The sequence below is a fragment of the Exiguobacterium sp. SL-10 genome (assembly GCF_004337025.1).
GTDB lineage: Bacteria > Bacillota > Bacilli > Exiguobacteriales > Exiguobacteriaceae > Exiguobacterium.
In genome coordinates this window covers 344,954-357,114 of sequence record NZ_SJUP01000001.1, presented here as the reverse complement: position 1 = coordinate 357,114, position 12,161 = coordinate 344,954, and the positions used below count along the sequence as shown (strand labels likewise).

Sequence of the window (12,161 nt, the reverse complement as noted above, 5' to 3'; positions counted from 1 at the left end):
CCCCTCCTACATATGTTTAATCGGCGCGAATGATTTCCGATGAATCGGTGTGATCCCGTGTTCCGCGAGCCCGGCCAAATGGTCTTTCGTACCATATCCCGCGTTCCTCTCGAACCCGTAACCGGGATAGAGGACGGCATAATCTTCCATCATATTGTCGCGAATGACTTTGGCGACGACGCTCGCCGCCGCGATCGAGACGCTCCGCGCGTCCCCTTTGATGAGCGACTGTTGCGGAACATCGAGGTCGAGCCGCATCGCGTCGATCAACAGCGCATCGACCGCTCCGAGTTGCCGGACCGCTTCTACCATTGCCAATTTCGTCGCCTCATAAATATTGACCTCGTCGATCACGTCAGCGTCGACGATGCCGACACCGACTACTGCCTCGTCCATGAGGGCGCGATACGCGACTTCCCGCGCCCTTTTCGACATTTTTTTCGAATCGTTCAGGCCCGGGTGATAAAATCCTTCCGGCAAGATGACGGCCGCCGCGACGACCGGACCCGCGAGCGGCCCTCGGCCGACCTCATCGGCGCCACCGATGAGATGGAACCCTTGGGCCTTCCAATCGTTCTCAAACGCGTGACGGGCCATATAATCGGCACGTAAGGCACGTTCTTGTTCGAACTGCCGCTCTCGTTGTTGGATGAGCGTCCGCACGCCCGCACGTGGGTCGTCTTTCAACTCGTCTCGGACTTGTTCCCACTCTTCATATCGGACCGTCTGTAGCCGTTGTTTAATCGCTTGAATCGTCATTCCGTTCCTCCTATTCAAAAAAGCCCTGTTTGCACAGGACTTCACGCCATGTCATGGTCGGCCGGCGTCTCGAGGGAGACTCGTCCGATTTTCTCATGACGCAGTTCGTTCAATAGTAACTCGCTCGCTTTCTCGAAATCGACGTAGCCGCCGCTGACGAGTCCACGTTTTTTTCCAATCAATTCGAGCAGTTCGACGGCATCTTCCGGCAGTTGATCGATTTTGAATCGCTCTTTCAACTGTTCCGGATAGCGAGCCGACAGCTCACGGGCCGTATAGAGCGCGATATCATCCAGGTTCAAGATATCATCCTTGATGGCACCGGTCGCCGCCAAGCGATAGCCGACCATCTGGTCCTCGAACTTCGGCCATAGAATCCCAGGCGTATCGAGCAATTCCATTTCGCCGCCCTTCATCTTGATCCATTGCTGGCGCTTCGTGACACCCGGACGGTCGCCTGTGACAGCGATATTGCGTCCGGCGAGACGGTTGATCAGCGTCGACTTGCCGACGTTCGGGATGCCGATGATGAGAGCGCGGATCGGACCGGGGTTCCGGCCCTTCTCACGCATACGGTCGTGCTTCTCTTGCATGAGCTTCTCGGCGCCCGACATGAGCTGTTTCAAGCCTTTGCTATGTTTTGCGTCGACGGCGACGACCTCGATGTCATCGCGCTTCAAGGCGCGTAGCCAGGCGTCAGTGACGACCGGGTCGGCCATATCGGCTTTATTCAAGACGATGAGACGCGGTTTGCCTTCCGTGATCTCATCGACCATCGGGTTACGGCTCGATTGTGGGACGCGTGCGTCGACGAGTTCGATGACGACGTCGATGAGCTTTAACTTTTCTGTTACTTGTCTTCGTGCCTTGGCCATGTGGCCAGGGAACCATTGAATTGCCAAAAAAACACCACCTTATTCTTGTACGGTCCCGAAATCGCCGAGCGGCCAGAATACGAAGTTCGTTTTGCCGACGACGTCCTCTTTCGGGACAAAACCGATTTCTCGGCTATCTTTCGAGTTTTGTCGGTTGTCACCCATCACGAAGAATGAACCTTCAGGGACGACCGTTTCGCCCGTCACTTGTTCGAGCGTAAAGTTTTCGGTAAGAGGAAAGCCGTTCATCTGCGCCTGAAAATCTTCTAAATACGGTTCTTCGACCGCCTCACCATTCAAATAAAGCGTATCGTCCCGATATTCGAGCGTGTCGCCAGGAATGGCGATGACGCGTTTAATATAGTCTTTCGATTCCGTCGCGTGGAAGACGATGATATCGCCCCGGTCGAGCTCACCGACGTAATTCGAGATTTTGCTAACGATCATGCGATCGGCATTTTGGAGCGTCGGCATCATTGACTCTCCCTCGACGATGACAGGTACAAAGATGAACGTCCGGATCACGAACGCGATGACGAGCGCCACGACGATCGCCTTAAGCCAACTGAACACTTCTTTCAACTTGCCTCACTCCTCTGTCCGTTTGAACTTATTGTACTAGAAAAAAAGAAGCTTGTCGCAAGCGACAAGCTTAATCCCCATCTTAACGACGGATTTCTTTAATACGTGCTGCTTTACCGCGAAGGTTGCGGAGGTAGTAGAGTTTCGCACGACGGACTTTACCGTAACGAACGACTTCGATTTGCGCGACACGCGGTGAGTGAAGCGGGAATGCACGCTCAACACCTACGCCGTAAGAGATCTTACGGACTGTGAATGTTTCGCTGATGCCGCCACCTTTACGCTTGATGACTACGCCTTCGAAGATCTGGATACGCTCGCGCGTTCCCTCTACGACTTTAACGTGGACACGTACAGTGTCACCAGGACGGAAAGCAGGTACGTCCGATTTGAATTGTTCTTCTGTGATTTCACGGAACAGTTTTTGTGTGTTCATGAATTGTTCTCCTTTTTCTTCAATGTTCATATCTTCATCTGCCCAAGCATCCAATAGCGGAACATCGGTAATCGGTGGGGTTAACCCACATGCTCAAACATAGCATAATTTGGTCAATCGCGCAATGATTCAATGAATTTTTTATCCGCCTTCGACAGGTCGATCCGCTCGAGCAGTTCCGGCCGCCGGCGATACGTGCGTTCGAGCGACCGTTCACGACGCCACGTCTCGATGTTGGCGTGATTGCCCGACAAGAGGACGTCAGGTACCTTAAGGCCACGGAAGTCCGCCGGCCGCGTGTAGTGCGGGTATTCAAGGAGCCCCGTCGAAAACGAGTCATCCTCATGGCTCGCCTGATCGCCGAGCACTTCCGGGATGAGCCGCACCGTCGCATCGATCATGACCATCGCCGCGAGCTCACCACCGGTCATGACGAAATCACCGATTGACACTTCGTCCGTCGCAAGCTCGTCATGGATCCGTTGGTCGAATCCTTCGTAATGGCCGCATAAAAAGATGAGGTGGTCTTCCTTTGCCCACTCCTCTGCCATTTTCTGCGTAAACGGTTTTCCGGTCGGTGTCGTCAAAATGACACGAGGTTTCATCGCATCAAGTGACGCCATCGCATCAAAGATCGGCTGCGGAGTGAGCAACATGCCCGCCCCTCCCCCATACGGGTAATCGTCTACTTTGTGGTGTTTGTTCGTCGAGAAATCACGGAAGTTCGTGAACGCCATCTCGACTTGTCCGAGCGTGCGGGCCCGTCCGACGATTGAATGATCGAGCGGGGCGAACATCTCGGGGAATAACGTTAAAACATCAATCTTCATCGTCGATCATTCCCGGAATCGGGGTGATGACGACACGTTTCGCCTCGACATCGATGTCGCTCACGACCGATTCGATGTACGGGATGAGGGCGTCCGACTTGCCAGGGCGTTTGATGACCCAGACGTCGTTCGCACCAGTCTCGAAGATATCGTCGACGACACCGATGACCTCACCGTCGACGACGGCCTCGCAACCGATGATCTCATGATAGTAAAACTCATGCTCCGGTAACTCGTGGACGTGCTCGACGTGAACGTATAGTTTCATCCCTTTATACTTCTCGACGAGATTGATATGCTCAAGTCCTTTGAACGTGACGAGATGGAACTGCTTATGCGGACGATACGTCGTCACCTCGAACGGGAGCTTCTTGCCATCGACGTCCAAATAGAGCGTCTCGCCTTTCTTGAAGCGTTCGGCCGGGAAATCGGTCGCGGCGAGCAACTTCAGTTCCCCTTTCAAGCCATGGGTATTGGCGATCTTACCTACGTATAACCATTCCATTGTTATGCCTCCTCAAAAAAATGGGCCGACCTCATAAAAGGTCGGCCACATCCTTACTTCGCGTTTTTCGCGTTGTGGAATTTCTCCATGATCCCTGCTTTAGAGAACAAGTTACGTACTGTGTCAGATGGCTTCGCGCCGTCTGCCAACCATTTGAGAGCGAGTTCTTCGTTGATGCGAACTTCTGCTTCTGGTTTTGCAACCGGGTTGTAGTGACCGAGTTGCTCGATGAAACGGCCATCACGTGGTGAACGTGAATCAGCTACAACGATCCGGTAGAAAGGTGATTTGTTTGCGCCCATGCGCTTGAGACGAATTTTAACTGCCATGGTAATATACCTCCATCATGTGTTTAAGAATTGACAACTTTAATAGTATACTGTTTTTTTGCCCGACTGACAAAAGTTTTCTTAGAAGAACGGAAGGCCAAGACCTTTTTTCTTCCCTTTCATTTGTCCTGACATCTGCTTCATGAGCTTCTTCATGTCATCGAACTGTTTGATGAGACGGTTCACTTCCTGGATGGAACGACCGCTCCCTTTTGCGATCCGCTTGCGACGACTCGCGTTGAGCACTTCAGGATTGGAGCGCTCATGCTTTGTCATCGAGCGAATGATCGCCTCGACATGATCGAGTTGCTTCTCGTCGATTTGGACGTTCTTCAACCCTTTCATCTTACCTGCACCAGGTAACATCGAGAGCAATTCATCAATTGGGCCCATGTTTTTCACTTGACCCAACTGCTCGATAAAATCATCGAACGTGAACGATGCATCGCGAATTTTGCTTTCAAGCTCCTTCGCAGCATCTTGGTCCATCTGTGACTCGGCTTTTTCAATGAGTGTGAGTACGTCCCCCATCCCAAGAATCCGTGACGCCATGCGTTCCGGGTGGAATGGTTCGAGGGCATCCAACTTTTCACCGAGACCGACGAACTTAATCGGCGCTCCCGTGACTGCCTTGATTGAAAGGGCTGCCCCACCACGTGTATCACCGTCGAGCTTTGTGAGCACGACGCCAGTGATTCCGAGTTTCTCATTGAAGCTGTCGGCCACATTGACCGCATCTTGACCCGTCATCGCATCGACGACGAGGAAGATTTCATTTGGTTTGGCGATCGTCTTCACGTTTTCGAGTTCGCCCATGAGCGTCTCGTCGATGTGAAGTCGACCGGCCGTATCGATCAACACGAAATCGTGATGATTGGTTTTGGCGTACTCGAGCGCTTTTGTAACGATTTCTTCCGGCTTCACTTGGTCGCCAAGTGAGAACACCGGTAAATCGAGTTGCTTGCCGAGTGTCTCGAGCTGTTTGATGGCCGCGGGCCGATAAATATCCGCCGCGACAAGAAGTGGACTCCGGTTATGCTTTTTGCGAATCAAGTTCGCGAGCTTCCCGGTCGTCGTCGTTTTCCCCGCACCTTGTAACCCGACCATCATGACGACTGTCGGTGGTTTTGGGTTAAATGTGATTGGGACGACGTCGCTTCCCATCAAAGTCGTTAGCTCTTCATGAACGATTTTGACAACTTGTTGGCCCGGTGTCAACGATTTCATGACGTCTTGGCCAATGGCCCGTTCTTTCACGTCGTTGACGAACTGTTTGACCACTTTGAAGTTGACATCGGCTTCAAGGAGAGCGAGACGAACTTCTCTCATCATCTCTTTGACATCTGCTTCGGAAATTTTACCTTTCCCCCGCATTTTCGCCAGTGTCGATTGCAACCGTTCGGATAATCCTTCAAATGCCATGCTTCAGCCCCCTACTCTAAATTCTCAAGCGCCGAAATCGTTCCCGTCGCGTCGGGCGAATGCTCGACTTGACGTTTGAGCGTCTGAAGCAGTTGTTGCCGCTGTTCGAATTTCTCGAACAAGGCCAACTTCTCCTCATACTGCTCAAGCATCGCTTCGGTACGCTTTATGTTATCGTAGACCGCTTGACGGCTGACTTCAAACTCTTCCGCAATCTCTCCGAGCGAGTAGTCATCTAGGTAATAAAGAGACATATAGTTGCGCTGTTTCGGTGTAAGTAGTGCTTGATAAAAATCGAACAAGTAGTTCATTCGATTCGTCTTTTCGAGCGACATGACCTACACCTCCACATGTTAAGTGAAATCCCTTTACAACTACCAATAGTACAGCCGTCCCTAGCTCTTGTCAAGTTTTTTTCTTAACAGAGAAACTTAGGCGAGGTCATCGTTTGTCTGTTGTTTTTCTTCGAAGATGTCCCCGAATAATCCGTATACGAACTGTTCCGGGTCAAACGCTTGTAAATCATCGATTTTCTCGCCGAGCCCGACATATTTGACAGGGATATCAAGCTCGTTTCGAATCGCGAGCACGATGCCGCCTTTGGCCGTGCCGTCGAGCTTCGTCAAGACGATGCCGCTCACGTTCGTCGCTTGTTTGAACGCTTTCGCCTGGACCATCGCATTCTGCCCTGTCGTCGCGTCAAGGGCGAGCAACACTTCATGCGGTCCGTTCGGCACTTCGCGCTCGATGACCCGCTTCACTTTTTCAAGCTCGTTCATCAAGTTGACCTTGTTTTGCAAACGTCCGGCCGTGTCACAAATCAAGACGTCGACACCTCGTGATTTCGCTGCCTGGACGGCGTCGAACACGACCGCGGCCGGGTCCGAACCTTCAGCTTGACGGATGACCGGGACGCCGACGCGTTCGCCCCATACTTGGAGCTGGTCGATGGCACCGGCCCGGAACGTGTCACCCGCCGCGAGCATGACCGATCGATTTTCCGACTTCAATTGATGAGCGAGCTTGCCGATTGTCGTCGTCTTTCCGACGCCATTGACGCCGACGAACAAGATGACCGTCAATCCGTCCTGCATGTTCAACTCACGGTCCGACTCGTCCTCTTGGAGTCGCTTCGCCACGACTTCGACGAGTGCGTCGCGGACGGCGACCGGATCTTTCAAGTTGCGGCGCTTCACTTCTTCTTTCAAATCTTCGACGAGGTCCATCGTCGTCGTCACCCCGACGTCCGCCTGGATGAGCAGATCCTCGAGTTCATCGAAGAAATCCTCATCGACTTCGCGGAACCGATAGACGAGGTCGTTGACGGCATTCGCGAACCCGTCCCGCGTCTTCGTCAATCCATCGGTAAACTTTTGTGACGCTTCTTGCGTCGAGGTCGTCAATTTCTCTTTTAGCTTCTTAAAAAAACTCAACTTAATTCCTCCATCTCTTCTTCCGTCTCGACGACGCGCTTCGCTTCAGATAGTTCGACCGAAAGCACCTCGGAGACACCGTTTTGTTGCATCGTCACGCCATAGAGCGTGTCCGCCGCCTCCATCGTCCCTTTGCGGTGGGTGATGATGACGAATTGTGTATCGATTGAGAGCGTGCGGATATATTCCCCGAACCGATGGACGTTCGCCTCGTCAAGCGCCGCCTCCACTTCATCGAGGACGCAGAACGGGACGGGTCTCGTTTTCAGGATGGCGAATAGGAGCGCGATTGCTGTCAACGCCCGTTCTCCGCCCGATAACAGACTGAGCGTCTGTAACTTCTTCCCAGGCGGTTTGGCGACGATTTCGATGCCCGTATTGAGCAGGTCGGACTCGTCGACAAGTTTCAAATCGGCTTCGCCGCCACCGAACAACTCGTTGAACGTCTGTTTGAAATGACCGCGGACGAGTGAATACGTCTCGTTGAACAAACGCGTCACTTCGCGGTCCATCTCGTTGATAATGTCATACAAGTCTTCTTTGGCGCTGACGAGGTCGTCTCGTTGCTCGGATAAGAACGTGAATCGCTCATTGACGAGATCGAACTCCTCGATCGCGTTCAAGTTGACCGGTCCGATCTCTTCGATTTGGCGGACGAGTAGCTTGAACTCTTCTTTCGCCTCATCGAGCGGGATCGTGAGCGTCGGGAGCAGCTCGAGGACGAGTCCTCGGTCCTCGAGCGCGTCGAGTTTCCACTTCCGTTTCAACTCGAGCTCGTTCACTTCGGTCTCGAGCTTACGGACATCCGCCTCGAGCCGGCGACGTACGTCCGACGCCTGTTGTTCTCGCTGTCTGAGAATGCGGTACGACTCTTCTTCGGCGTGCAGCTGTTTCGTATGCAACGCCATCCGCTCTTTCCATCCATCCATCCGTTTGACCGCCTCGACGTGCTCGAGCTCGAGTTCGGCAGACGAGACGACCCGGCCGCTCACCACATGTTCGAGTTCGCGCTCGATCTGCCCGAGACGCGCCGTCTGTTTGGTGACCTCGGCTTCAAGTCGCTCGACTTCCGCACGGACGCGGTCGAGGTCGAGCGTATGCCGTTGACGATCGAGATCGTTTTGACGAATCGCTTCTTGCAGTTGACCTGTCGTCTCAGCACCTTTCGCTTGCTCGCCACGTAACTGCTCAAGCTCGGTCCGAATCGAAGCCTGCAACGCATCGGTTGCTGTGAGCTCTTCGGCGAGACGCGTCAACTCGTTCGTGGCGGATGCGATCGTATGGGCGTAACGCGCCATCTCGTGATCGAACAGCTCGAGTTGCGCCTTGGCGTCTTGCGACATTCGCTCAAGGTTTCTAAACGTTTGTTCCGTCGAACGGAGCGTCTCTTCCGCCTCACGCTTCTTGAGCCTGAGCGACTGGAGCGACTCACGCACTCGGGACATCTCATCGGTGTACGTCGTCACACGCAACTGTTGCTCATGCAACATGGCCAATCCTTGTGTCAACCCTTGCTTCAAGTCATCAAGCTCCCGGGACTGGGTGAACAAGGCGACGCCTTGCTTCCGGCTTCCCCCGGTCATCGAGCCACCAACGTTGACGATATCCCCGTCGAGCGTGACGATGCGATAGCGATAGCCGGTCGTTTGGGCGATCCGGTTGGCGACCTCGAGTGAGCTGGCGACGATCACGGCGCCGAGAAGCGACCGTTTGAGTCGATCATAGGCCGGCTCCGTCTCGACGAGGTCGGCGGCGATGCCGACGAAGCCGTCGACTGATTCGAGACGATGCGCGACTTCACTCGGAACGTAACGTTCCTTCACGTTCGTCATCGGAACGAACGTGGCCCGTCCGGCGTTTGCTTTCCGTAATCGTTCAATCTCGCGACGCCCGACCACTTCCGTCTCGACGACGATATGTTGTTGTGTCTGACCGAGGGCCGTCTCGATGGCGGCCTCATAGGTCGGGAGGACACGAATCAATTCCGCTACCGCACCGAGCACGCCCGGCCCCCGATCTTTCAATACGAATTTGACCGCATGGAAATAGCCTTCATACGACTGTTTCATCCGTTCGAGCAACTCGATCCGATCCTCGGTCTTATGACGCCGGCGGTCGAGGTCGTGATACGACTGCTCAGCCCGCGACAACTTGTCCCGAAGCGTCGTTTCTTGTTCGGTCAGGTCGGCTTCTTCCGCGAGCAGTGTCTCCCATGTCGCCCGCGCTTGATCGAGACGAGCTTGTTCAGCCTCGAGTGATTCCGTCTGCTCGGTCCGCACGTCGAGGCGGTCCTTGTTCTCACGAAGCAGGCGGGCTTTCGCTTCTTCTGCCTGTTCGATATCGCGCTGTTCCCGCTTTTGTTGGTTGCTGAGCGTGGCGCGCGTCGTCGCCAGTTCGAACGCCTCGCTTTGAAGTTGTTCGATTTCCGCATTAAAATCACGCGTCGCCGCCGTCAATTGCGCGTCGAGCTTGGCGCGTGCCGCTTCCACGGTATGTAACGCCTCGGCTTTGGACGCCATGTCCGCTTTCGCCACGTCCAATGTTTGCGTCAATTGCTCGGTCTCTTCAGCCAATTCGACCCGTTGACGTTCGAGACGTTCCTTCGTCTCCGCCCCGTGCTCTTCCCGGGCTTTCGCGAGCTTGATTTCACCTGTCAACCGTTCAAGCTCAGTCGCTTGGGTCCGTTCTTCTTGGTGGAGCGTGTCTAGCGTTTCTCGATCAGCGGCGAGTGTCGCCTCAAGCGTCGTCCGCTCTTCAGAAATCGCGGTCAATGTGGCGTCTTGCTCGGCGAGATTGGTCTCGGCCGTTCGCATGTGCTCAGACGTACGAGTGATGCCTGTAGCAAGCTCTGTAATCTCAGCGCCAAGAATACCCGTCTCGAGCTCATCGTGACGCGCTTTGGCGACTTGATATTCGCGTGCGAGCGCGGCCTGTTCCCGGAGCGGCTCGACCCGGTCGGCGAGTTCATACAAGATGTCGTCGACTCGTGACAAGTTCAGCTCGGTGTCCTGGAGCTTCCGTTCGGCTTGTTTTTTACGCTGCCGGTACTTCAAGACTCCGGCCGCTTCTTCGATGACGGCCCGACGGTCTTCAGGTTTCCCCGAGATGACCTGCTCGACCCGGCCTTGACCGATGATGGCGAACGCATCACGCGACAGACCCGTGTCCATGAACAGATCGATCACATCTTTGAGACGGCACGGTTTCTTGTTCATGAAGTAGTCGCTATCGCCACTCCGTGTCACGCGGCGCGTCACACTCACTTCCTCGTACGGCAATCGTAAATGGGCGTCCGTGTTGTCTAGGACGAGCGTCACTTCGGCGACGTTGCGATGGTTCTCGCCTTCACTGCCGGCAAAGATGACGTCTTCCATTTTCGCTCCGCGGAGCGATTTGGCCGACTGCTCACCGAGTACCCAGCGAACAGCGTCCGATATATTTGATTTTCCGCTCCCGTTCGGTCCAACCACGGCTGTGACGCCGGGACGAAAATCCAGTTCAATCCGCTTGGCAAACGATTTAAAGCCAGCGAGTTCGATTCGTTTTAAGTGCATCGTGACCATCCTATCCTCAGTAAGCATTCATTTGTTTATTTTACCACAGTTGCCAGTTCGTCAAAATGCTAGAATCATGCTATTCTAAAAAGAACTGTAGAAAGGGGTACGACCGATGACGAACGAACAAATGATTGAGGAAATTCTCGACAAAATGAATATCATCAACCGCGGCGCCATTAAAGCGGAAGAATATAACCGTGCAGACGCCTCGGCCGTCAAAGAGATTTACGACTACGTGATGAACCGCTCGTCGCTGTCGATCTCTGAAGTGGATGGGATCGTCGAAGAACTTGGACAATTGACGTAACGAGATGACAGAAAAGGAGTGGACCACAATCGGTCCACTCCTTTTCTTATAGGCCGGCGTACTGGCGGTTGAATTCGATTAACGCTTCTTTCGCCGCGAGTTGCTCGGCTTCTTTCTTCGATCGGCCGATGCCTTCGCCGACGATATCGTCTGATAGACGGGCATGGGCGACAAATTCCCGGCTATGCGCCGGACCACGCTCTTCGATGATCGTGTACGAGACAGGACCTAGTCCTTCCCGTTGCACACTCTCCTGGAGCTGGCTCTTATAATCGGTCTGTTCTTCAAACACACCGGCTAAGACTTTCGGAAAAACCGCTTCGGCGAGGAACTGTTCAACTGGTTCAATCCCTTGGTCCAGATAGAGCGCGCCGATGTACGATTCGAACACATCCGCGAGTAGCGCCGGACGCTTCCGCCCGCCGGTCAACTCTTCACCTTTCCCAAGCAAGATAAAATCAGAGAAAGCATAGGCTTCCGCAAAGTTGACGAGTGATGGCTCACAGACGATGGCCGCCCGCAACTTCGTTAATTCCCCCTCGGAGCGCTCCGGATACGTCTCATACAAAAACCGAGACACCGTCAACTCAAGCACCGCGTCGCCTAAAAATTCTAAGCGCTCATTGTCTTTTTTCAGACCGCGTTGTTCGTTGACGTATGAGGAGTGGGTGAACGCTTGCATCAATAGGTCTTGGTTCGTGAATCGAACCGATAGTCGTTCTTCAAGTGCTTTGAACTGCTCGAGAATCCGAGACCGTTCGAGCTCATTTCGTCGGCGTCGTTGCGCCGACCCTTGACGGTCAAACCGTCGCTTGTCCTTTGTCATAATTCCCTCCGTGTATAAGCACAAGCCCACCGCTCGTGACGAGCGGTGGGAGGCTTGATTACAATTTAGTTTCGATGTAAGCGACGACGTCGCCGACAGTCGCGAGCTTCTCTGCATCTTCGTCTTCGATCGTGATATCGAACTTGTCTTCAAGGTCCATGACCATTTCCATTACTTCGAGCGAGTCCGCACCGAGGTCATCCTTGAATGATTTGTCGGCTGTGATCTCAGATACGTCTTTCCCGAGTTTCTCTGCCACTGCTGCTTGTACGTCTACTAAGATTTGTTCTGTTGTCATGA

14 protein-coding genes are annotated in these 12,161 nt (G+C 53.8%); 1 reads left to right on the top strand and 13 read right to left on the bottom strand.

Annotation, left to right across the window (positions count from 1 at the left end):
• Positions 1-6 precede the first annotated feature (6 nt).
• The 11 genes from EVJ33_RS01785 to smc form a co-directional block, all read right to left on the bottom strand.
• Positions 7-759 carry a ribonuclease HII gene (locus tag EVJ33_RS01785; protein ID WP_131433897.1) on the bottom strand — a complete coding sequence of 251 codons (753 nt, stop codon included), beginning with the start codon at positions 757-759 and terminating at the stop codon, positions 7-9.
• A 41-nt stretch (positions 760-800) separates the two neighbouring features.
• Positions 801-1,661, bottom strand: coding sequence for a ribosome biogenesis GTPase YlqF (gene ylqF, locus EVJ33_RS01780; RefSeq protein WP_131433895.1), 861 nt, complete (start codon positions 1,659-1,661; stop codon positions 801-803).
• Positions 1,662-1,673: 12 nt separating this feature from the next.
• Positions 1,674-2,216, bottom strand: coding sequence for a signal peptidase I (lepB, locus tag EVJ33_RS01775; protein WP_131433892.1), 543 nt, complete (start codon positions 2,214-2,216; stop codon positions 1,674-1,676).
• An 82-nt stretch (positions 2,217-2,298) separates the two neighbouring features.
• Positions 2,299-2,652: a 50S ribosomal protein L19 gene (gene rplS, locus EVJ33_RS01770; RefSeq protein ID WP_015881369.1), complete on the bottom strand. Its 354-nt coding sequence runs from the start codon at positions 2,650-2,652 to the stop codon at positions 2,299-2,301.
• Between the two features lie 113 nt (positions 2,653-2,765).
• Positions 2,766-3,482, bottom strand: coding sequence for a tRNA (guanosine(37)-N1)-methyltransferase TrmD (gene trmD / locus EVJ33_RS01765; RefSeq protein ID WP_131433890.1), 717 nt, complete (start codon positions 3,480-3,482; stop codon positions 2,766-2,768).
• The gene (rimM, locus tag EVJ33_RS01760) at positions 3,472-3,987 is read right to left on the bottom strand and encodes a ribosome maturation factor RimM (RefSeq protein WP_131433888.1); all 516 of its coding nucleotides are present in this window, start codon (positions 3,985-3,987) and stop codon (positions 3,472-3,474) included. The genes trmD and rimM overlap by 11 nt, the downstream gene beginning before the upstream one ends.
• Before the next feature lie 53 nt (positions 3,988-4,040).
• Positions 4,041-4,316, bottom strand: coding sequence for a 30S ribosomal protein S16 (gene rpsP, locus EVJ33_RS01755; protein ID WP_021067098.1), 276 nt, complete (start codon positions 4,314-4,316; stop codon positions 4,041-4,043).
• Positions 4,317-4,397: 81 nt separating this feature from the next.
• Positions 4,398-5,738, bottom strand: coding sequence for a signal recognition particle protein (gene ffh, locus EVJ33_RS01750; protein ID WP_021067097.1), 1,341 nt, complete (start codon positions 5,736-5,738; stop codon positions 4,398-4,400).
• Positions 5,739-5,749: 11 nt separating this feature from the next.
• Positions 5,750-6,073 carry a putative DNA-binding protein gene (locus EVJ33_RS01745; protein ID WP_131433886.1) on the bottom strand — a complete coding sequence of 108 codons (324 nt, stop codon included), beginning with the start codon at positions 6,071-6,073 and terminating at the stop codon, positions 5,750-5,752.
• Between the two features lie 96 nt (positions 6,074-6,169).
• The gene (gene ftsY, locus EVJ33_RS01740) at positions 6,170-7,171 is read right to left on the bottom strand and encodes a signal recognition particle-docking protein FtsY (RefSeq protein ID WP_131433884.1); all 1,002 of its coding nucleotides are present in this window, start codon (positions 7,169-7,171) and stop codon (positions 6,170-6,172) included.
• A complete protein-coding gene (gene smc / locus EVJ33_RS01735) occupies positions 7,168-10,725 on the bottom strand; it encodes a chromosome segregation protein SMC (protein WP_201739651.1) in 3,558 nt (1,185 codons plus the stop codon). The genes ftsY and smc overlap by 4 nt, the downstream gene beginning before the upstream one ends.
• 115 nt (positions 10,726-10,840) lie before the next feature.
• Here smc and EVJ33_RS01730 point away from each other — a divergent pair, with 115 nt between their 5' ends.
• Positions 10,841-11,035: a DUF1128 family protein gene (locus EVJ33_RS01730; protein WP_021067093.1), complete on the top strand. Its 195-nt coding sequence runs from the start codon at positions 10,841-10,843 to the stop codon at positions 11,033-11,035.
• Positions 11,036-11,081: 46 nt separating this feature from the next.
• On the opposite strand, the gene rnc is transcribed toward EVJ33_RS01730, so the two are convergent.
• A complete protein-coding gene (gene rnc, locus EVJ33_RS01725) occupies positions 11,082-11,861 on the bottom strand; it encodes a ribonuclease III (protein ID WP_131433880.1) in 780 nt (259 codons plus the stop codon).
• A gap of 58 nt (positions 11,862-11,919) precedes the next feature.
• Positions 11,920-12,159 (bottom strand): acyl carrier protein, encoded by a 240-nt coding sequence (gene acpP / locus EVJ33_RS01720; protein WP_021067091.1) that lies wholly within the window; start codon positions 12,157-12,159, stop codon positions 11,920-11,922.
• Positions 12,160-12,161: the final 2 nt, after the last annotated feature.

Excerpts from the sequence above, each read along its gene's own strand:
- EVJ33_RS01785 (WP_131433897.1), bottom strand. The coding sequence starts at position 759 with ATGACGATTCAAGCGATTAAACAACGGCTACAGACGGTCCGATATGAA.
- rplS (WP_015881369.1), bottom strand. The coding sequence starts at position 2,652 with ATGAACACACAAAAACTGTTCCGTGAAATCACAGAAGAACAATTCAAA.
- trmD (WP_131433890.1), bottom strand. The coding sequence starts at position 3,482 with ATGAAGATTGATGTTTTAACGTTATTCCCCGAGATGTTCGCCCCGCTC.
- rimM (WP_131433888.1), bottom strand. The coding sequence starts at position 3,987 with ATGGAATGGTTATACGTAGGTAAGATCGCCAATACCCATGGCTTGAAA.
- rpsP (WP_021067098.1), bottom strand. The coding sequence starts at position 4,316 with ATGGCAGTTAAAATTCGTCTCAAGCGCATGGGCGCAAACAAATCACCT.
- ffh (WP_021067097.1), bottom strand. The coding sequence starts at position 5,738 with ATGGCATTTGAAGGATTATCCGAACGGTTGCAATCGACACTGGCGAAA.
- EVJ33_RS01745 (WP_131433886.1), bottom strand. The coding sequence starts at position 6,073 with ATGTCGCTCGAAAAGACGAATCGAATGAACTACTTGTTCGATTTTTAT.
- smc (WP_201739651.1), bottom strand. The coding sequence starts at position 10,725 with ATGCACTTAAAACGAATCGAACTCGCTGGCTTTAAATCGTTTGCCAAG.
- EVJ33_RS01730 (WP_021067093.1), top strand. The coding sequence starts at position 10,841 with ATGACGAACGAACAAATGATTGAGGAAATTCTCGACAAAATGAATATC.
- rnc (WP_131433880.1), bottom strand. The coding sequence starts at position 11,861 with ATGACAAAGGACAAGCGACGGTTTGACCGTCAAGGGTCGGCGCAACGA.
- acpP (WP_021067091.1), bottom strand. The coding sequence starts at position 12,159 with ATGACAACAGAACAAATCTTAGTAGACGTACAAGCAGCAGTGGCAGAG.